This is a genomic window from Aquamicrobium sp. (genome assembly GCF_023954335.1).
In the GTDB taxonomy this organism is placed as follows: Bacteria; Pseudomonadota; Alphaproteobacteria; order Rhizobiales; family Rhizobiaceae; genus Aerobium.
The window spans coordinates 678,582-698,270 of the sequence record NZ_JAMLIE010000001.1; the positions used below are offsets into that span (position 1 = coordinate 678,582).

General features: G+C 67.9%; 20 protein-coding genes and 1 other RNA gene. 9 read left to right on the top strand and 12 right to left on the bottom strand.

What is annotated here, in order from left to right:
* Positions 1-60 precede the first annotated feature (60 nt).
* From M9945_RS03350 to M9945_RS03375, 6 genes are all read left to right on the top strand, one after another.
* A complete protein-coding gene (locus M9945_RS03350; protein WP_367930496.1) occupies positions 61-1,257 on the top strand; it encodes a substrate-binding domain-containing protein in 1,197 nt (398 codons plus the stop codon).
* Positions 1,258-1,334: 77 nt separating this feature from the next.
* Positions 1,335-2,102, top strand: a complete 768-nt coding sequence (locus M9945_RS03355; protein ID WP_367943398.1) for an ABC transporter ATP-binding protein — start codon at positions 1,335-1,337, stop codon at positions 2,100-2,102.
* Complete coding sequence (locus M9945_RS03360) at positions 2,099-2,818, top strand: ABC transporter ATP-binding protein (RefSeq protein WP_367930494.1); 720 nt, start codon at positions 2,099-2,101, stop codon at positions 2,816-2,818. Before M9945_RS03355 ends, M9945_RS03360 begins: the two co-directional genes overlap by 4 nt.
* 1 nt (position 2,819) lies before the next feature.
* Complete coding sequence (locus M9945_RS03365) at positions 2,820-3,818, top strand: branched-chain amino acid ABC transporter permease (RefSeq protein ID WP_367943399.1); 999 nt, start codon at positions 2,820-2,822, stop codon at positions 3,816-3,818.
* A 3-nt stretch (positions 3,819-3,821) separates the two neighbouring features.
* Complete coding sequence (locus M9945_RS03370; protein ID WP_367943400.1) at positions 3,822-4,949, top strand: branched-chain amino acid ABC transporter permease; 1,128 nt, start codon at positions 3,822-3,824, stop codon at positions 4,947-4,949.
* Positions 4,946-5,785, top strand: a complete 840-nt coding sequence (locus M9945_RS03375) for an alpha/beta fold hydrolase (protein ID WP_367943401.1) — start codon at positions 4,946-4,948, stop codon at positions 5,783-5,785. The genes M9945_RS03370 and M9945_RS03375 overlap by 4 nt, the downstream gene beginning before the upstream one ends.
* 390 nt (positions 5,786-6,175) lie before the next feature.
* Here the strand turns inward: M9945_RS03375 and M9945_RS03380 are convergent, their stop codons facing one another.
* The 12 genes from M9945_RS03380 to ffs form a co-directional block, all read right to left on the bottom strand.
* Positions 6,176-6,967 (bottom strand): enoyl-CoA hydratase/isomerase family protein, encoded by a 792-nt coding sequence (locus tag M9945_RS03380; RefSeq protein ID WP_367943402.1) that lies wholly within the window; start codon positions 6,965-6,967, stop codon positions 6,176-6,178.
* A gap of 15 nt (positions 6,968-6,982) precedes the next feature.
* Positions 6,983-8,794 (bottom strand): long-chain fatty acid--CoA ligase, encoded by a 1,812-nt coding sequence (locus tag M9945_RS03385; RefSeq protein WP_367943403.1) that lies wholly within the window; start codon positions 8,792-8,794, stop codon positions 6,983-6,985.
* A gap of 8 nt (positions 8,795-8,802) precedes the next feature.
* A complete protein-coding gene (locus tag M9945_RS03390) occupies positions 8,803-9,612 on the bottom strand; it encodes an ABC transporter ATP-binding protein (protein WP_367930488.1) in 810 nt (269 codons plus the stop codon).
* Positions 9,613-9,617: 5 nt separating this feature from the next.
* Entirely contained in the window at positions 9,618-10,784 is a 1,167-nt protein-coding gene (locus M9945_RS03395; RefSeq protein WP_367943404.1) for an ABC transporter substrate-binding protein, read from the bottom strand.
* Positions 10,785-10,815: 31 nt separating this feature from the next.
* A complete protein-coding gene (locus M9945_RS03400) occupies positions 10,816-11,859 on the bottom strand; it encodes a branched-chain amino acid ABC transporter permease (protein WP_367943405.1) in 1,044 nt (347 codons plus the stop codon).
* Position 11,860: 1 nt separating this feature from the next.
* On the bottom strand, positions 11,861-12,742 hold the full coding sequence (locus M9945_RS03405) for a branched-chain amino acid ABC transporter permease (RefSeq protein ID WP_367943406.1): 882 nt from the start codon (positions 12,740-12,742) through the stop codon (positions 11,861-11,863).
* Positions 12,739-13,593 carry an ABC transporter ATP-binding protein gene (locus tag M9945_RS03410; protein WP_367930484.1) on the bottom strand — a complete coding sequence of 285 codons (855 nt, stop codon included), beginning with the start codon at positions 13,591-13,593 and terminating at the stop codon, positions 12,739-12,741. Before M9945_RS03410 ends, M9945_RS03405 begins: the two co-directional genes overlap by 4 nt.
* A gap of 93 nt (positions 13,594-13,686) precedes the next feature.
* Positions 13,687-14,463: a FadR/GntR family transcriptional regulator gene (locus M9945_RS03415; protein WP_367943407.1), complete on the bottom strand. Its 777-nt coding sequence runs from the start codon at positions 14,461-14,463 to the stop codon at positions 13,687-13,689.
* 216 nt (positions 14,464-14,679) lie between these two features.
* Positions 14,680-15,126 carry a type II 3-dehydroquinate dehydratase gene (gene aroQ / locus M9945_RS03420; RefSeq protein ID WP_367943408.1) on the bottom strand — a complete coding sequence of 149 codons (447 nt, stop codon included), beginning with the start codon at positions 15,124-15,126 and terminating at the stop codon, positions 14,680-14,682.
* 36 nt (positions 15,127-15,162) lie between these two features.
* Positions 15,163-15,486, bottom strand: a complete 324-nt coding sequence (locus M9945_RS03425; protein WP_367943409.1) for a YbaB/EbfC family nucleoid-associated protein — start codon at positions 15,484-15,486, stop codon at positions 15,163-15,165.
* 21 nt (positions 15,487-15,507) lie between these two features.
* Positions 15,508-17,361 carry a DNA polymerase III subunit gamma/tau gene (locus M9945_RS03430; RefSeq protein ID WP_367943410.1) on the bottom strand — a complete coding sequence of 618 codons (1,854 nt, stop codon included), beginning with the start codon at positions 17,359-17,361 and terminating at the stop codon, positions 15,508-15,510.
* 114 nt (positions 17,362-17,475) lie between these two features.
* Positions 17,476-17,573, bottom strand: an RNA gene (gene ffs, locus M9945_RS03435) — signal recognition particle sRNA small type.
* 117 nt (positions 17,574-17,690) lie between these two features.
* Here ffs and M9945_RS03440 point away from each other — a divergent pair.
* Genes M9945_RS03440 through M9945_RS03450 form a run of 3 tightly spaced genes read left to right on the top strand, consistent with a single transcriptional unit; the run spans position 17,691 to position 19,686 of the window.
* Positions 17,691-18,113: an HIT family protein gene (locus M9945_RS03440; RefSeq protein WP_367930479.1), complete on the top strand. Its 423-nt coding sequence runs from the start codon at positions 17,691-17,693 to the stop codon at positions 18,111-18,113.
* 16 nt (positions 18,114-18,129) lie between these two features.
* The gene (nudC, locus tag M9945_RS03445) at positions 18,130-19,071 is read left to right on the top strand and encodes an NAD(+) diphosphatase (protein WP_367943411.1); all 942 of its coding nucleotides are present in this window, start codon (positions 18,130-18,132) and stop codon (positions 19,069-19,071) included.
* 45 nt (positions 19,072-19,116) lie between these two features.
* Positions 19,117-19,686 (top strand): LysE family translocator, encoded by a 570-nt coding sequence (locus tag M9945_RS03450; protein ID WP_367943412.1) that lies wholly within the window; start codon positions 19,117-19,119, stop codon positions 19,684-19,686.
* Positions 19,687-19,689: the final 3 nt, after the last annotated feature.

A 19,689-nucleotide genomic window follows, 5' to 3' on the forward strand; every position in this document is an offset into this window, starting at 1 on the left:
ATGCTTTCAGGACAGGAGAGCGCCGGTCGGCGGCCATCCGTCTTTCGTGGAGGAGACATCATGAAAAAGCTGTTCGCCGCGCTCGCCGTGGCCACCGCGCTTATGGGCATGCCTGCGAAGGCTGAGGACGGCCCGGTGAAGATCGCCCTGCTGCACGGCCTTTCCGGCTCGCCGCTGGAGGCCTATTCCAAGCAGACCCATGCCGGCTTCGAGCTCGGCCTCGAATACGCCACCAATGGCACGCTCGAGGTCAAGGGCCGCAAGATCGAAGTCATCAAGAAGGACACGCAGTTCAAGCCCGACGTGGCGCGCGCCCTGCTCGCCGAGGCCTATGGCGACGACGACGCGCTGATCGCCGTCGGCGACACCTCGTCGGGCGTCGCGCTGGCGCTGCTGCCGGTCGCCGAGGAGTACGAGAAGATCCTGCTGGTCGAGCCGGCCGTCGCCGACAGCCTGACCGGGCCGGATTCCAACCGCTACGTCTTCAAGACCTCGCGCAACTCGTCGATGGACATGCAGGCGCAGGCCATCGCGCTGAAGCCCGACGCCAACCTCTATGTCGCGACGCTGGCGCAGGACTACGCCTTCGGCCGCGACGGCATCGCCGCCTTCAAGGCCGCGCTCGACGGCACCGGCGCCAATGTCGTGGCCGAGGAATACGTGCCGCAGCAGACCACCGACTTCACCGCCACCATCGAGCGGCTGTTCAACGCGCTGCGCGACAAGCCGGGCCGCAAGGTGATCTTCATGAATGTCGCCGGCATCGACGCCATGACGCCGCTCGCCGCCGCCGATCCCGGCCGCTACGACATCGAGCTGTCCTCCGGCGGCAACATCCTGCCCGCGCTCGTCGGCTACAAGCAGGTGCCGGGCATGGAAGGCGCGATGTACTACTATTACGAAGCGCCGAAGAACCCGGTCAACGACTGGCTGGTGGCCGAGCACACGAAGCGATTCAACGCCCCGCCCGACTTCTTCACCGCCGGCGGCATGGCCTCGGCCATGGCCATCGTCGCGGCGCTGGAAAAGGCGGAAGGCTGGGACACCGAAAGCCTGATCACGGCGATGGAGGGCATGACCTTCGACACGCCCAAGGGCCCGATGACCTTCCGGCCCGAGGACCATCAGGCGCTCCAGTCGATGTACCACTTCAAGATCAAGGTCGAGGACGGCGTCGACTGGGCCATCCCCGAGCTGGTGCGCGAGATCAAGCCGGAGGAGATGAACATCCCCGTCGGCAGGAACAACCAGGAATAATCGTCAAGGCTGCGCCGCCCCGCATTCGCCTGCCGGGGCGAGGGGCGGCGCAGCCATTTCCGAAAGAGTTGCTTTCCGTGTCCACCCCGTCCATCCGCACCGAGAACCTGACGATCCGCTTCGGCGGCCATGCCGCCGTCGACAACGTCACCTGCGCCTTCCGGCCGGGGGAGTTGACGGTTATCGTCGGGCCGAACGGGGCGGGCAAGACCACCTGGTTCAACCTCGTTTCCGGCCAGCTCAAGCCGACGGAAGGGCGCATCTTCAAGGGCGAGACCGAGATCACCGCGCTCTCGCCCTCCGCCCGCGCCCGGCTCGGTATCGGCCGCGCCTTCCAGCTGACCAACCTGTTCCCCAAGCTCTCCGTGCTGGAGAATGTGCGCCTTGCGGTGCAGGCGCGGGCAGGGCAGGGTGGACGCATCCTGACACGTGCCTCCGCCTTGACCGAAATCCGCGACAAGGCGCAAAGCTTCGTCGATGCGACCCGGCTTTCCGCCGTCGCGCGCTTTCCGGCCGCTGCGCTGCCGCATGGGGACCAGCGCAAGCTCGAGGTGGCGATGCTGGCGGCTATGGAGCCGGACGTGTTCATGTTCGACGAGCCGACCGCCGGCATGTCCGCCGACGAGGCCCCGGCGATCCTCGAGCTGATCGCCGAGATCAAGAAGGACACGGGCAAGACGATCCTGCTGGTCGAGCACAAGATGGACGTGGTGCGGGCGCTCGCCGACCGCATCGTGGTGCTGCACAACGGCGCGCTGATCGCCGACGGCAAGCCCGCCGAGGTGATGGCGCTGCCCATCGTGCGCGACATCTACCTCGGCATCGGCGCGGAGGAGGTTGCATGAGGGAAGCGATCCTGCGCCTCGACGATGTCTGCACCGACATCGCGCAGTACCACATCCTCCACGGCGTCTCGCTCGACGTGCCGGAGGGGGGCGTCCATGTGCTGCTTGGCCGCAACGGCGCCGGCAAGACCACGACCTTGCGCACCATCATGGGCCTGTGGCGGGCTAGGAAAGGCGCGATCGTCTTCCGCCACCACGACATCACCGCGCTGTCGACGCCTGACATCGCCCGGCTCGGCGTCGCCTTCGTGCCGGAGAACATGGGCATCTTCGGCGGGCTGACGGTCGAGGAGAACATGCGCCTCGCCGCCTCGGGCGGCCGCTTCGACGATCAGCGGCTCCAGCGCATCCTTTCCCTGTTCCCGGCGATGGAAAAATTCTGGCGCAACCAGGCGCACGCGCTGTCCGGCGGCCAGAAGCAGATGCTGGCCATCTCGCGCGCCATCATCGAGAAGCGCGACCTGATCCTGATCGACGAGCCGACCAAGGGGCTCGCTCCCGCGATCATCCGCGCCATGATCGACGCCTTCCGCGAGATATCGCGCGAGACGACCATCCTGCTGGTCGAGCAGAATTTCCACTTCGCCCGCGCGCTCGGCCAAACGGTCGCGGTGATCGACGACGGCCGCGTCGTCCATCGCGGCTCGATGGCCGATCTCGCCGCCGACGAGGCGTTGCAGAATGAGTTCCTCAGCCTGTCGATGGAGGCGCATTGAGATGATGAAGACGCTCTCCGCGACCTTCGAGCGCTTCGGCGGCGTCATGCTGCTGCCGGTCATCCTCGCGCTGATCGCCTTTCTGCTGATCGGCCGGCCCTCGACCTGGGTGACGCTGACGGTCGCCGGCCTCGCCATGGGCATGATGATCTTCCTGATGGCGTCGGGCCTGTCGCTGATCTTCGGGCTGATGGACGTCTTGAATTTCGGCCATTCGGCCTTCGTCTCCTTCGGCGCGTTCATTGCGGCCAGCGTGCTCGCCTCGCTGGGTGTCTGGGTCACGGGCGGCAGCGCCGCGCTCAACATCCTCGCCCTGATGGCGGCCATCGCCGCGGCCACCGCCTTCGGCGCGCTGGCCGGCTGGGCCTTCGAGCACGTCATCGTCAAGCCGGTCTACAAGGACCACCTGCGCCAGATCCTCATCACCATGGGCGCGCTGATCGTCGCCGACGAGATCATCCTGATGGTCTGGGGCGGCTCGCCCGTTCCCGTGCCGCGCCCGGCGGTGCTGACCGGCTCCATCGTCATCGGCGATGTCTCGATCGAGATCTATCGCATCTTCGCCTTCCTGCTCGGCCTTGCGGTCTATATCGCCATGCACTTCGCGCTGAACCGCACCCGCATCGGCCTCCTGATCCGCGCCGGGGTCGAGAATCGCGAGATGGTCGAGGCGCTCGGCTTCCGCATCGACCGCCTGTTCATCGCCGTGTTCATGGCCGGCTCGGCGCTCGCCGCCATGGGCGGGGCGATGTGGGCCGGCTACCAGAGCCTGATCACGCCGGCCATCGGCGCGGAGATGATGATCCTCGTCTTCATCGTCGTCATCATCGGCGGCCTCGGCTCTGTCGAGGGCTCGCTGCTCGGCGCGATCCTCGTCGGGCTGATGGCCAACTACGTCGCCTTCCTGTTCCCGAAGATGTCGCTTGCCTCGAACATGATCCTGATGATGGCGATCCTGCTCTGGCGGCCGTTCGGGCTGAAGCCGGCGGTGAAGGGGTAGGCCATGTCGAATCCCTCGATGTCGAACGCCGCGACCTTCCCCGGCACCGCCCCCGTCGCAGCGCGGCGCCATCTCGCCGGCCGCTTCCTCGTCTACGCCATCGTGCTCGCCATCGGCGCGGCGCTCGCCTTCGCGCCGTTCCTGTTCCCGGACGTGCGGGCGCAGGAGGTGGCGGCGCGCATCTGCGTCTTCGTCGTGCTCGTCGCCAGCTACGACCTCCTGATCGGCTATACCGGCATCGTCTCCTTCGCCCACACCATGTTCTTCGGCCTCGGCGCCTACGGCGCGGCCATCGCGCTGAAGACGATGGGTCCGGGCTTCGACGCCATCCTCTTCGGCGGCGCGCTCGGCGTCGTCGCCGCGGTCGTGCTCGCGGTGCTGATCGGCCTCCTGTCGCTCCGGGTGAAGGCGATCTTCTTCGCCATGGTCACGCTCGCCGCCGCCTCGGTGATGATGGTGCTGGCAAGCCAGCTCTCCGACTTCACCGGCGGCGAGGACGGCATGACCTTCACCGTGCCGCGCCTGTTCTCGCCGGCGCAGGCGCTGGTGGCGGGCGAGGACGGCAAGGCGCTGCGCCTGTTCGGCGTCGCGCTCAACGGCCGTATCGCGCACTACTACTTCGTGTTCCTGTCGTCCTTCGTGCTGTTCATGGTCATGCTGCGCATCGTCGCCTCTCCGCTCGGTACGGTGCTGGAGGCGATCCGCGAGAACGAGATGCGCGCTGAGGCCATCGGCTATCGGGTCGTCGCCTACCGCACCGCGATCTTCTGCATCGCGGCGGTGAACGCCGCGCTTGCCGGCGTCCTGCGCGCCGTGTGGCTGAAATATACCGGGCCGGACGTGGTGCTGTCCTTCGACATCATGCTCGACATCTTGCTGATGGTCGTCATCGGCGGCATGGGTACGCTCTACGGCGCGGTGATCGGCGTCGTCGTCATGACGCTGGCGCAGTATTACCTGAAGGACGTGATGGCCGCCGGCGCCTCGGCCGCCGCCGACCTCCCCTTCCTGCCGGAGCTGCTGAACCCCGACCGCTGGCTGCTGTGGCTCGGCGTGGTCTTCATCCTGCTTGTCTATTTCTTCCCGGCGGGCATCGCCGGTACGCTGATGGGAAAGGGCGGACATAAATGACCACCTCGCGTTCCACCTATATCGAGGTCGAGGGCTTCGAGGTTCATGTCACCGAATGGGGCGATCCGAGGAATCCGGCGCTCGTCATGTGGCACGGGCTCGCCCGAACGGGGCGCGACTTCGACGAGGCGGCCGAGGCGCTGTCCGACACCTATTTCGTCTTGTGCCCCGACACGCTGGGACGCGGGCTGTCGAGCTGGGCGCGCGACTTCCGTGCCGACTATTCCTACGCCACCTTCGGCCGCGTCGCCGAAGGTCTCCTCGCCCATCACGGCATCGACCGGCTGTGCTGGGTCGGCACCTCGATGGGCGGGCTGATCGGCGTGACGCTGGCGGCAGGCCGGCTCAAGGGCCGCATCACCCACCTCGTCATCAACGACATCGGCCCCGACATCCCGGCGGCCGGCGCCGAGCGCATCGCTTCCTATGTCGGCACGCCGCCGGTCTACGACACGGTGGCGGAGCTGGAAGCCTGGCTGCGTGCCAATTACGCGCCCTTCGGCGACAACACCGACGCCTTCTGGCGGCGCATGGCCGACACCTCGGCCCGGCGCACCGACGACGGCCGCGTCACGGTGCATTACGATCCCAACATCGTCTCGCAGTTCACCCACCACAAGGCCGACCTCGACGTCTGGGACGCCTACGACGCGGTCGAGGCGAAGACGCTGCTGATCCGGGGCGAAACCTCCGACGTGCTGGCGGCCCCGGTGGCCGCGGAGATGACGCGGCGCGGGCCGCGCCCGGCGCTCCACGTCATTCCCGGCTGCGGCCATGCGCCGACGCTGGCCAATGATGCCCAGATTGCGCTGGTTCGCGAATTTCTGGCCGGGTAGGTTCGCCTTCCGCGTGGTCCAGTTCGGCCAGAAGCCGGCCCAGCCTTTCCGGCGTGTCGCGCGGCAGCGAGAAAGCCGGGAGGCGGGCGAGGTGGCGGCGGTTGGATTCGCTGCCGAGCTGCCGCCGGATCAGGTCCGTCAGCTTCGCCTCTTCTCCATTCATTCTGCCTGTTCTGCTCATGGCTCCATTCCGGTTTTGCGGAGGAAAAACCATTGCCGGCCAAGAATGGTTCCCGGCCAAACGCAGCACGAGGCCGTGAATGGAAAACACGGTATAATTTGAGTTAAATTGGAACGATCCGCGCCGTGCGCGGCCGGCGGGCTTCAGGCCCGCTTTCTGGTCGCCCGGCCGTCCTGTTCTCTCCGGCCTTCTTACTCTCCCCGGCCTTCCTATTCTCCCCGGAATGACGCCTTGCGCTTGCCGAGAAACGCCGAGACGCCCTCGCGGAAGTCCGCGGTCCCGGTCGAGGCGATGAAGGAGGCGCGCTCGGCCTCGAGATGGTCGGCGAGCGGCGTCGAAAGCGCGGCGTCGGCAAGGCGGCGGAAATGGCCGAAGGCGCGGGTCGCGCCTCGCGCTACTCTGCCGGCCAGCTCGGCGGCGGCGGCGTCGAGCCCGTCCTGCGGCGCGACGACATTGACGATGCCGGCTTCCTTCGCCTCGGCAGCATCGAGCGTGCGGCCGAGCAGCATCATCTCGGCGGCGAGCGCCGCGCCGACCTTGCGCGGCAGGAACCAGGTGCCGCCGCAATCGGGCGACACGCCGAGCCGGTCGTAGGCGACGACGAATTTCGCCCCTTCCTCGGCGACCACCAGATCGGCCGCGAGCACCAGCGACAGGCCCGCCCCGGCCGCCGCGCCACGCACCGCGGCGATCACCGGCGCGTCCTGCGCCCTCAGGCCGAGGATCGCCGGGTGCATGGCGTCGAGGATGGCGTCGACCACCTCGGCCGAGCGCGAGGGGTCCGAGCCGAAGGCCGCGATGTCGCCGCCGGCGACGAAGGCGCGGCCCGCGGCGGCGATGACGATGGCGCGCACGCCCTTGCGGCCGGCGACGTCGTTGACCGCCGCGGCGATCGCCTGCGCCATGGCGACGTCGACCGCGTTCAGCACCTGCGGTTTGTTGAGGACGATGCGGGCGACGCCCGTTTCAGTGTCGTGCTCGACGATGACCACTTCGCTCACGCTATTTCTCCCTGGTCAGGCGGCCGAATAGAGGCCGGCGATCTCGTCCGCGTATTTCTTCTGGATGTTGGCGCGGCGCACCTTCATCGTCGCCGTCACCTCGTCGTCGTCATGGTCCAGCTCCTTGGTGAGCAGGTGGAAGCGGCGGATGTGCGACACCTGCGCGAGCTGCGAATTGGCCTCGGCGATCTCCGCGTCGATCAGGTCGCGCACGGCCGGGTTCTCGGCGAGGTTGCGGAAATTGGTGTAGGCGATGCGGTTCTCCTCGGCCCACTTGCCGACGGTCTCGTAGTCGATCTGGATCAGCGCCGAGACGTATTTCTTCGCCTCGCCGATGACGATGCACTCCTTGATATAGGGGCTGCCCTTGACCGTGTTCTCGATCTCGGAGGGGCTCAAGTTCTTGCCGCCGGCGGTGATCATGATGTCCTTCAGCCGGTCGACGATGCGGTATTGGCCGTCGGTCACCGTCACCACGTCGCCGGTGTGCAGCCAGCCGTCGCGGATCGTCGCCGCCGTTGCCTCGTCGTTCTTGTAGTAGCCCTTGAACACGGTCGGCCCGCGCAGGATCAGCTCGCCGTCGCCACCGACGCGCGCCTCGATATTGACGATCGGCTCACCCACGCTGCCGTGATCGAGCCGGTCGAGCTTCTGGCCGAGCGCGACGCCGCTCGTCTCGGTCGCGCCGTAGACCTCGACCAGCCTGACGCCGATGGTGCGGAAGAAGCGCACGATGCGCGGCGAGATCGGCGCCGCGCCGGTCATGGCGACATCGGCCCGGCGCAGGCCGACATAGTTCTGCAGCGCGCGGAAGACGAGGAGATAGGAGACGCCGTAGCGCAGCCTTTCGGCGAGGGTCCGTTCATGGCGCGGCGTCTCGGCGAACGGCTCGCAGGCCGCGTAGGCCCATTCGAACAGCCGCCGCCTCACGCCGCCCGTCTCCAGCATGCGGATGTGGATCGAGGAATGCAGCTTCTCCCAGATGCGCGGCACACCGAGGAACATCGACGGCGCGACCTCGCGCAAATCCTCCTGCACGGTGCGGATGGATTCGCCGAAATTGATCTGCGAGCCGAGATAGACCGGGGCCATCAGCGTCGTCATCTGCTCGGCGACGTGGCAGAGCGGCAGGTAGGAGAGGTGCGTGGTATTCGGGCCGAGGCCGAGCTTCTCGATCACGGCGACGGCCTGGGCGCGGATGTTGCCGTAGGTCAGCATCGCGCCCTTCGGCTTGCCGGTCGAGCCGGAGGTGTAGATCATCAGCGCGGTGTCGGCGAGGCTCTGGCCGGCCAGCGCCCCCTCGACGAGGCCGGGATTTTGCGCGCGATGCGCCGCGCCCGCCTTCTCCAGCGCCGCGAAGGAGACGACGAGGTCGGCAGGGTAGTTGCGCATGCCCTTCGTCTCGACCACGACGATGCGCTTGAGGAGCGGTAGCTGGCCGCGCACCTCCATCACCTTGTCGACCTGCTCCTGGTCCTCGCAGACGATCACCTCGGCGTCGGCATGTTCGAGGACATAGGCGACCTCGCTCGCCGGGCTGGTCGGGTAGACGCCGATGGTCACGGCCCCGACGAGGCCGGCGCCGAGCTGCGCCAGCACCCATTCGATGCGGTTCTCCGACAGCACCGCGACATGCCCGCCCGCCGCGAGCCCGAGGGTGCGGTAGCCGTGGCCGACATCGGCGGCGCGCTCGAAATAGTCCTTCCACGAGATCGGGTTCCAGATGCCGAAATCCTTCTGGCGCACGGCCGTGCGCCCGGGCGTGCGCAGGGCGTGCTCGCGCAGCATCTGCGGCAGCGTCAGCTCGGGAAAGGAAGTGACTGTCATGGGTGTCCTCACGAAAGCCAGCGCTTGCGGCGCTTGTAGTGCTTGACGTCGCGATAGCTGCGGGCACCTTCGCCGCCGCTCATGCCGAGATAGAACTCGCGCACGTCCTGGTCGTTGACGAGACGCTCGGTCGGCCCGTCGAGCACGATCTTGCCGGTCTCCATGATGTAGCCGTAATGGGCGACGGCGAAGGCGACGGCCGCGTTCTGCTCGACGAGCAGCATGGAGACGCCCGTCTCGCGGTTGATGCGGGCGATGATGCCGAAGATCTCCTCGACGAGGATCGGCGACAGGCCGAGCGAGGGCTCGTCGAGCAGGATGAGCTTGGGCTGGGCGATCAGCGCCCGGCCGATGGCGAGCATCTGCTGCTCGCCGCCGGAGAGATAGCCGGCCCGCGCGTTGCGGCGCTCGTGAAGGCGCGGGAAATAGCCGTAGACGAGGTCGAAGGAGGTCGGCTTCACCCCGCGCCCGGAGAGCGCGAAGGTCGCCGCCGTCAGGTTCTCCTCCACCGTCAGGTCCTCGAAGATGCGCCGTCCTTCCATGACGTGGAACAGGCCGCGCCGCACCAGCCCGTGCGGCGTGTCGGCGGCGACGGGCGTGCCGTCGAAGGTGATCGAGCCGGCCGTCACCGCCCCGTCCTCCAGCGACAGGAGGCTGGAGATCGCCTTCAGCGTGGTCGACTTGCCCGCGCCGTTCGAGCCGAGGAGCGTGACGACCTTGCCGCGCTCGACGGAAAGCGACAGGCCGCGGAGCACCTGGATCGTCTTGTTGTAGACGACCTCGATGTTCTCGACGGAAAGGATGGTGTCCGCGGCCACGTCGGTCACTCCTTGAGGCTGATCCAGTCGGAGACCGGCTGCATCTGCTTGGCCGATGCATCGTACTGGTAGATGCGGCCGACCGGCACGGTGTTGCCGGGGATCGAGATCGGCACGCCGATGATGCCGCCGGTGTCGAAGTCCTCGATCGTGTTCAGCGCAGCCTTCATGTTCTTGGCGGTCAGCTCCTGTCCGGCGTCGAGCGTGCGCTTGACCGCCTCGCCCATCAGCATCGCGGTCAAGAAGCCCTGCATGTAGCCGGTGGCCTGGTAGGTCGGGCGCATCTCGCGGATGCGCTTCAGCATCGGCGCCTCTTCCTCGTCATAGTAGTAGCGGTAGGGCATCACGCCCATGAAGCCGTCGGCCACCTCGCCGACGCTGTCCCAGATCGAGGAATCCATCGACCAGAACGTGCCCATGAACTTGGTCTCCAGCCCGAGCTGCTTGGCCTGGGTCATGAACTCAGGCAGCGGTGCGAGGATGTAGCCGTGGAAGATGGCGTAGTCCGGCCGCGAGCGGCGCAGCTTCAGGACCTCGGTCGAGACGTCGACCGCGCCGGGCGGGGTGATGATCTGCTCGACCACCTCGAGCCCGAGCTCCTTGGCCAGCGCTGTCGAGGATTCGATCGGGTCACGGCCGAACTCGCTGTCGGAATTGACGAAGACCAGCTTCGCGCCCGGCTTCTCCTTGGCGATGTATTCGAGCAGGATCGAGTACATCTCCGTATAGTCCGGCCCGGCGATGAACTGCGGCGCGAAGTTCTCCGGATCGTTGATCTCGGTGGCGAAGGACGCACCCGCCATCAGGATGTCGCCGCGGCGCTCCAGCTCGGGGTTGATCGTGCGCGAGAACGCGGTCGAGTCGCCGTAATAGAGGTGGAGGTTCTGGTTCTGGCTGGTCAGCTTGTTGAACACGGCGACCGACTGGTCGACCTGGTAGCCGGTGTCCTCATAGGCGAGGCGCACCTTGCGGCCGTTGATGCCGCCGTCCTCGTTGAGGATCTTGAGATAGTCCTGGATGCCGGCCTCGATGGCGACGCCGGCGAAGCCGAATACGCCGGTCAGCGGCAGCGAGCCGCCCAGCACGATCTCCTCGCCGTCCTGCGCGAAGGCGGGCGCAGCAGCGATCAGCGCCGTGGACGCGGCGAGCACCATGAAAGTTCTCTTCGTCATACCCAACATGTCAACTCCTCCATGAGCCGGGTTATCTCCTGAATGGCCAGAGATGAAAGAAGCGCCGGATCCTCTGGACGATCTCGGCAAGACCCTGGGGCTCGAACACCAGGAACAGGATGATGAGCGCGCCGAAGACGACGGTGCGCACCGGCGACAGAAGCGTGCCGGCATTGTTGACGTAAGGAGCGATGGCCTCGACGCCGAAGCGCAGGATCTCCGGCACCAGCGTCATGAACGCCGCGCCGATGATGCCGCCGAGGATCGAGCCCATGCCGCCGACGATGACGGCGGCGAGATAGAAGATCGATTCGACGAGGGTGAAGCTCTCCGGCCCCACAGAGCGGAAGAAATAGGCCCACAGGCCGCCGGCCACCCCCGCGTAGAAGGACGAGATGGCGAAGGAGAGCAGCTTGTAGCGCAGGAGCGGGATGCCCAGCACCTCGGCCGAGATATCGCGGTCGCGGATGGCGATGAAGGCGCGGCCGATGCGGGTGCGGAAAAGGTTCGCCGCGCCCAGCACCATCAGCGCCGCCACCGGCACCAGCACCCAGTAGAGCTGGAAATAGGTGGTCAGCGGCGTGCCGAGGAAGGTCGCCGGCGCGACGTTCATGCCGCGCGAGCCGCCCGTCACCGACGACCAGTTGAGAAACACGAAATGCAGGATCAGCGAGGCGCCGATGGTGGCGATGGCGAGGTAGAGCCCCTTGACGCGCAGGCTGGGCAGGCCGACGAACACGCCGACCGCCGCCGCCATCAGCCCGCCGGCGAACAGGTTGACGAGGAACGGGGCGCCGAGATTGCGGTCGAGCCAGGCGACGGTGTACGCGCCGACCGCCATGAACGCGCCTTGGCCGAGGCTGACGAGGCCGGTATAGCCGGTCAGGATGTTCAGCCCCGTCGCGCTGGCGACGTTGATGGCGACGAGGCAGGCGAGATAGAGCCAGTAGCTGTTGAGCACGAAGGGCGCGGCGACGAGCGCGACGGTGAGCACGCCCATCCACGCCCACTGCGTGCGCGTCTGGATGAGCGCGGCGTCGGCGAGATAGGTTTCGTTGGCGGTTGCGATGCGCATGTCAGAGCCGCTCGATTTCTTTGGTGCCGAACAGGCCGTAGGGCCGGATCATCAGCATGAGGATCAGGATGCCGAAGGTGGAGACGAGCTTGTACTCGCCGCCGAGATAGGTGCCGGCCCACGCCTCGACGAGGCCGATGGCGAGGCCGGCGACCAGCGCGCCGGCGACCGAATCGAGCCCGCCGACGATGACCACGACCAGCGCCGACAGGCCGAACGCCCCCATGGTCGGCGCGATGCCGCCGATGGAGCCGAGCAGCACGCCCGCGCCGGCGGCCGTGCCGCAGCCGATGGTCCAGGCGAGCGAGAACACACCCGGCACGTTGATGCCGCAGGAATAGGCCGCCGCCTGGTCGGTCGCGGTGGCGCGGAGCGCCACGCCGCCGCGCCAGAAGCGGAACAGCAGGAGGAACACGGCGATGACCAGCGCCGCGACGACGAAGCTGATGGCGATCTTGCGCGAGACATAGGCCTCGCCGATGAAGATCGGCGCGGTGCCCATGAAGTCAGGCAGGGTGCGCGGGTCCGTGCCCCAGACGAGCTCGACTATGCCGACGAGCACCGAGCCGAGGCCGACCGTGACCATGAACACCGAGATCGGGCTTTCGCCGAGCATGCGGCGGATGATGCCGCGCTCGACCAGCGCGCCGATGGCCGCGCCGCCGGCGATTGCCAGCGGGATGGCGATCCATGGCGAGAGGCTCATGCTGGCGGCGAAGGCGAAGAAGAAATAGCCGCCCATCATCAGGATCTCGCCGACGGCGAGGTTGATGACGCGCGTCGCCTTGTAGATCAGCACGAAGGCCAGCGCTGTCAGCGACAGGAGCGCGCCGGAGCCGAGCCCGGCGAGCGTCACCTCGATGAAGAAGAGAAGGTCGCTCATGCGCCCGCCCCTTCCATCCGGCCGGGCGCGTGCGCCTCGGCCGCCAGCCGCTTCATCAGCGCGGCCGGATCGCCGCTGCCGAGATAGGCGGCCACCACCTGCGGGTCGGCCTGCACCTCGCGCGGCAGGCCGCGCGCGATCACCTGGCCGAAATTCAGCACCACCACGTGGTCGGAAATGTCCATCACCATGCCCATGTCGTGCTCGACCATCAGGATCGTCGTGCCCCATTCCTCCTTCACGTCGAGGATGAAGCGGGCCATGTCCTCGGTCTCCTCGCGGTTCATGCCGGCGACCGGCTCGTCGAGGAGAAGGATGCGCGGGCGCATGGCGAGCGCGCGGGCGAGCTCGACCCGCTTCTGAAGGCCGTAGGACAGCGCGCTGACCGGCATGTGGCGGATGTGGTTGATCTCGAGGAAGTCGATGATGTCGCGCTCGACCTCGGCGCGCAGCTCGACCTCCTCGCGCGCGGCCGGCCCGAAAAAGGCGAGCGCCTGGAGCGGGTTGGTCTTCATGTGGGCGTGGCGGCCGAGCTTGATGTTGTCGAGCACGGTCATGCCGCGGAACAGGGCGATGTTCTGGAAGGTGCGGGCGAAGCCCATTTTCGCGCGCTCGGGCGGATGGACGCGGGTGACGTCCTCGCCGTCGAACAGGACGCGGCCCTCCTGCGGCTTGTAGAAGCCGGAGATGCAGTTGAACATCGAGGTCTTGCCGGCCCCGTTCGGCCCGATCAGCGCCGTGATCGAGCCCGGCTCGACCGAGAAGGTCACGCCGTTGATGGCCTTCAGGCCGCCGAAGGACAGCGACAGCCCCTCGACGTCGAGCCGCGCCGGCTTCATCGCGTCCGGCATGGCCGCGCCTCCGCGCTTGTGATCGTACCCGGCAAGTTCCTCATTCTCCTCCCCTCCGCCACGCCGGCCTTTCCTCCTTCGGCCGGCCGGCGTTCACCTGAACAGGCGCGCGATCATCTCCTGATCGAGGCTGCGCTCGACCGGCTCGTCGATGTGACGGCCGGTGCGCTCGAAACCCTTCTTCCAGTCGGTCACGTGCCGCGCCATCCACAGCTGCGCCCGTCCGAGGTCGCGCCGGTGGATGGAATCGATCAGCTCGCGATGGGCGTCGACCATGCGCCGCGCGCCCTGCGGCACCTTGCGGCAGATCATCTCCGAGGTCGGGAAGAACAGCAGCGCCGCCGGCTCGCGCGCCAGCTCCAGCACCCGGTTGTGCGAGGCGCGGGCGATCAGCGCGTGGAACCTCGTGTCGATTTCGGCCAGCCGCACCGGGTCGGCCACCGCCGCCTCGGCGAGGCTCTGGTTGTGCTCCAGCGCGTCGAGGTCGTCGTCGGTGGCGTTGGCGACGGCGCTCTCGATGGCGCCGAGCTCCAGCACCATCGCCGTCTCGAACAGCTCGCGGAAGGTGACCTCGCTGATGATCAGCGCCCGGCTCATCCGGCTCGACAGGTTGCGGTAGTGCGGGGTGCAGACGAACAGCTTGCGCGCGGCCTCGCGCCGCACCAGCCCGCTCTGCTCGAGGACGCGGATGCCCTCGCGCACGGTCGAGCGGTTGACGCCGAACTGGCGCACCAGCTCGGCCTCGGTGCCGATCTCGTCGCCGGGCTTCAGGCGGCCGGAGGTGATCTCGCGCTCGATGGCCTCGGCCACCATCTCGTAGGCCGACGGAGCCTTGATCGGCTCGAAACGGTTGAGCGCGTTGTCGGACATCCTCCTCCCCGATTCTGTCCACCGGGCTTTTGCCCGTTTGTCCGACAAACGTACCGGGATAAATCCCGAAATCAAGCGGTGATTTTTCGTGCGTCGTTTAGATGCAATCGTAAGGCCGCCCGCGACGGCGATCCGCCGCGGCGGGACGCTGCCGGGCCATGGATTTTCAGGAGTGCGTATTCCCGGAGGGAACCATGCGCCGGGAGGGGGCCGCGCTCAGCCCGCCGCGTTCAGATGGTTGGCGAGCGCCTCGATGCCGAGGACGTAGCCATGCGCGCCGAAGCCGGCGATCATGCCGACGGCGACCTTGGAGATGTAGGACAGGTGCCGGAATTCCTCGCGCCGGTGGATGTTCGACAGATGTACTTCCGCCACCGGCAACTCGACGCTGGCAATGGCGTCCATGAGCGCGATCGAGGTGTGGGTATAGGCCGCGGCGTTGAGCACGATGCCGGCATGCAGCCCCTTGGCCTCGTGGATCCAGTCGACCAGCACCCCTTCGTGGTTCGACTGGCGGAAGTCGATGCCGATGCCGAGGCGGTCCCCCGTCTCGCGGCACAGGGCCTCGACGTCGGCCAGCGTGGTCGAGCCGTAGACCTCGGGCTGGCGGGTGCCGAGGAGGTTGAGGTTCGGTCCGTTGAGGACCAGAAGCGAGATCGCCATCGGTGCTTTCCTTCGGGCCGGGATCGAGAACGGCGGTCAGAACGGCAGCTTGAAGCCGGAGGGGATCGGCAGGCCGGCGGTCAGCTCGTGCGTCTTCTCCTGCATCGCCGCCTCGACCTTGGTCTTGGCGTCGTTGTGGGCGGCGAGGATCAGGTCTTCCAGCACCTCGACGTCGTCCTCCTTGAACAGCGACGGGTCGATCTTCAGCGACCGCATCTCGAACTTGCCGGAAATGGTGACGCTGACGAGGCCGCCGCCGGACTGGCCGGACGCCTCCATGGCGGCGATCTCCTCCTGCAGCGCCTGGAACTTCGCCTGCATTTCCTTGGCCTTGCTCATCATGCCGAGAAGGTCTTTCATCGGGGTTCTCCCAGTGGGTGCCTAGAGTTCGTCGTCGTCGTCCTCGGCGGGGCCGGCGTCGGGCGCGGCTTCGTCGAGCACGGTATCGGCTTCTGCCTCATCGGGCGCGTCGGGGATGCGCACGTCGATGATCTTCGCGCCGGGAAAGCGCGACAGGATCGCGGCGACGGCCGGGTCGGCGCGGGCGTCGACCAGCGCGCTCTCGCGCCGCGCATCCTCCATCTCGCCGAGCGTCGCCCCGCCTTCCTCGCGCGACAGCGCCACGACCCAGCGCCGGCCGGTCCAGTTCTGGAGCCGGATCGAAAGGTCGTTGAGCAGCGTCTTCGGCGCGTCGGGGCCGAGGCTGACCTCGATACGGCCGTCCTCCAGCCGCACCGGGCGCACATGGCGCTTGAACAGCACCTTGAAGGCGATGTCGCGATGGGCATCGGCCAGCGCGGCGATGTCGGCGAGCGAGCGCAGCCTGACCCCGGCCCCGGCCTCCGGCTGGGCGGGCTCCGGCGCGGCGGGGGCCGGCTCGAGCGCCGGGCGGGCCTGCGCCCCCGGCTGCGAGGCGACGAGCCGCATCGTCTGGCCGCCGCCCGAAGGCTGTGCCGCCATGGTGTTCTGCGCCACGGCCTGCGTGCGCGCCCCGTCCGAAGGCCCGCCGCCACCATTGCCGCCATTTGGCCGCGGACCATCGGCGGGCCGGCTTGCCGAGCCGTTCTCCAACGCCTTCAGCGCCTCGTCGAGCGTCGGCAGGCTGGCGGCGTGGGCGATGCGGATCAGCACCATCTCGGCGGCGCTGACCGGCCGGCTGGCGTTCTGCACCTCGGAAATGCCCTTGAGAAGCATCTGCCATGTCCGCGACAGGACGCGCACGGACAGCGTTTTGGCGAACTCCGTGCCGCGCGCGCGCTCGTCCTGCGACAGCGCCGCGTCATCGGCCGCGGACGGCAGGAAGCGCAGCCGCGTGACGAGGTGGTTGAACTCGGCGAGCTCGGTCAGCACCGTCGCCGGGTCGGCTCCGGAATCGTACTGGGCCCGGAAATCGGTGAGCGCCGCGGCGACGTCGCCCTTCATCAGCGTCTCGAACAGGTCGACGGTGCGGGCGCGGTCGACGAGGCCGAGCATGTCGCGCACCGTGTCGGCTGTCACCTTCGCCGCCGAATGGGCGATGGCCTGGTCGAAGATCGACTGGGCGTCGCGCATCGAGCCCTCGGCCGCGCGCGCGATCATCGCCAGCGCCTCGTCCTCGGCCTCGACGCCCTCCATCTCGCCGATATGCGCCAGATGCGCCTTGATCAGCGCGGCGTCGATGCGGCGCAGGTCGAAGCGCTGGCAACGCGACAGGATGGTGATCGGCACCTTGCGGATTTCGGTGGTGGCGAAGATGAACTTCACATGCGGCGGCGGCTCCTCCAGCGTCTTCAGCAGGCCGTTGAAGGCCTGGTTGGACAGCATGTGGACCTCGTCGATGATGTAGACCTTGTAGCGGGCCGAGACCGGCGCGTAGCGCACCTGCTCGATGATGTCGCGGATGTCGTCGATGCCGGTATGCGAGGCGGCGTCCATCTCGACCACGTCGACATGGCGCCCTTCCATGATCGCCTCGCAATGCAGCCCCGGCGCGGCGAGGTCGACCGAGGGCGCGTCCACCGTGTCGGTCTTGTAGTTCAGGGCGCGGGCGAGGATGCGCGCGGTCGTCGTCTTGCCCACCCCGCGCACGCCGGTCAGCATCCAGGCCTGGGCGATGCGGCCCGTCGCGAAGGCGTTGGTGAGGGTGCGCACCATCGGCTCCTGGCCGATCAGCCCGGAAAAGTCGCGCGGACGGTATTTTCGGGCCAGCACGCGGTAGGCGCCGGCTTTCGTCGCGTCTTTCTGGTCGTCTGCCATGGGTGGGGACCCGAACTCCCTGCGGCGCCACGCCGATGAAACGAGTTTCGCCGCCCGGGGCCGGCCGCGTCAACCGCGCGGGCGCGGTTATCCGCGCTTGCGCGGAAGGAAAAGGTGGGAGGCTGGCACGATGACCCGTGCCGTGGCTCGTTAGGGCTGCTTCCTTCCGGACCTGACCCGGTTGGCGAGTGGCTCGTCCACCACCAACCTCCCGCGCTCCATATCGGCAATTCGGCGGCCGATTGCAAGAGCGCCGCGCTTCGCTGCACGATTCGCTTGCAGCCGGCCGCATGCGCATTTAGCTTTCCCTTGAGAGAGAGGGAGCGAGGATGCACGCTTCGACGGGAGGATTTGTGCTCGATCCGCGCCTCGAGCGCGACAGCGAGCCGTTGATGTGGCTCGGCCTGTGCGAGCTCAGGCTGATGAACGACAGCCGCTGGCCGTGGCTGATGCTCGTCCCGCAACGGCCCGGCGCGGTGGAGATCCACGACCTGACGCCGCTCGACCAGGCGATGCTGAGCTTCGAGACCTCGATGGTGGCGCAGGCGCTGAAGCGCGCGACCGATTGCGGCAAGATCAACATCGGCGCGCTCGGCAACATGGTGCCGCAGCTCCACGTCCATGTCGTCGCCCGCAGCGAGGGCGATCCCAACTGGCCCGGCCCGGTCTGGGGCGCCGGTCCGCGCGAGGCCTACCGCCGCGAGGATTTGCACAAGTTCGTCGCCACGATAAGATCGGCGCTCTCGCCATAAGCCCCGGCCAGGACCCATGACCTTTCCCTTTTTCGCTGCGCCCGAGCGCGAGGCGAGCAGCTTCGTCGGTTTCGCCGGCAACCGCATCGACCGCCAGGCCGAGAACCGCACCGACGACGCGCTGGAGGCGGCGCTGGCCGATCCGCGCGTCAGGATCATGCAGTCACGCGGCGGGCGGATCTATCTCAAGCTGAACGGCGGCGGGTTCGACGCCTATTTCGGCCTCGGGGAGGCGCGGGCGATGGGCGCGAAGCTCGCGGATGCCGTGCTCCTCGGCCTGTCGGCGGCCGGCCCGGTCGTGGTCGCGCCGGGCGCGCTGGAGCCGGAGGCGCTGCCCGACGGCATCAAGGCCATCGATCATCGCTCGGTCTACGTGCAGGGGCTGGTCGGCGAGGAGACGCTGGGCGAGCTCGCGCAGGGCGCCGCGCTGCTTTCATGGCACCGCAACCACCGCTTCTGCGGCCGCTGCGGCGGCGCCACACAAGCCCGCATCGGCGGCTACAAGCGCGTCTGCGCCGCCTGCGGCGCCGAGCATTTCCCGCGCTCGGACCCGGTGGCGATCATGCTTGCGCTGCGCGGCGAAAAGTGCCTGCTCGGGCGCGGCGCGCATTTCGCGCCCGGCGTCTTTTCCGCGCTCGCCGGCTTCATCGAGCCGGGCGAGACCATCGAGGCGGCGGTGCGGCGCGAAGTGCTGGAGGAATCCTCGATCCGCCTCGGCCGCGTCGTCTATCACGCCAGCCAGCCATGGCCGTTCCCCTATTCGCTGATGATCGGCTGCTTCGGCGAGGCGCTGAACGAGGACATCGCCTTCGACCGGAAGGAGCTGGAGGATTGCCGCTGGTTCCACCGCGACGAGGTGCGCGCGATGCTTGCCGGCACGCATGACGGCGGCCTGTCGATCCCAGCGAGCGGCGCGATCGCCAGCCACCTCATCCGCGCGTGGGTCGAGGCGGGATGATGCAGATCAAGGCCCGCGCCTCGTGCGCCGGGCATGAAGGCATCCATGCACGATCCGCTTGTCTTTTCCCTGACCGCCCTCGCCATTCTGGCGACGCCCGGTCCGACAAACACGCTCCTGGCGACATCGGCGGCGCTGGTCGGCGTGCGCCGGTCGCTGCCGCTGATCGTCGCCGAGCTCGCGGGTTATCTGGCGGCGATAACGGTCCTGCACCTGCTGCTCGCCGACGTCCTGGCGCATCATGGCTGGATCGCGACCGGCCTGCGTGTTCTGGTCGGGCTCTATCTCCTCTTCGCAGCCTGGGATCTGTGGACGCGGCGTGAGCCGTTCACTGCCGCCGCGCCGCGCGGCATCCGCTTCGAGCGCGTGTTCGTCACGACGCTGCTCAACCCCAAGGCCATCGTCTTCGCCTTCGGCGTCATTCCGCTGTCCGGCCCACATGCGCCGGCCTATCTCGCGGCCTTCGCGCTGTTCGTCGTCCTCGCCGCGTCGTCGTGGATCGTGGCCGGCAGCCTTGCCGGCGCCGCAGCCTCGCCTGCCGCCTCGCGCGCAATTCCGCGCGTCTCGGCGGTGGTGCTCGCCTGCTTCGCCGGGCTGATCGCCTTCGGCGGATAGAGA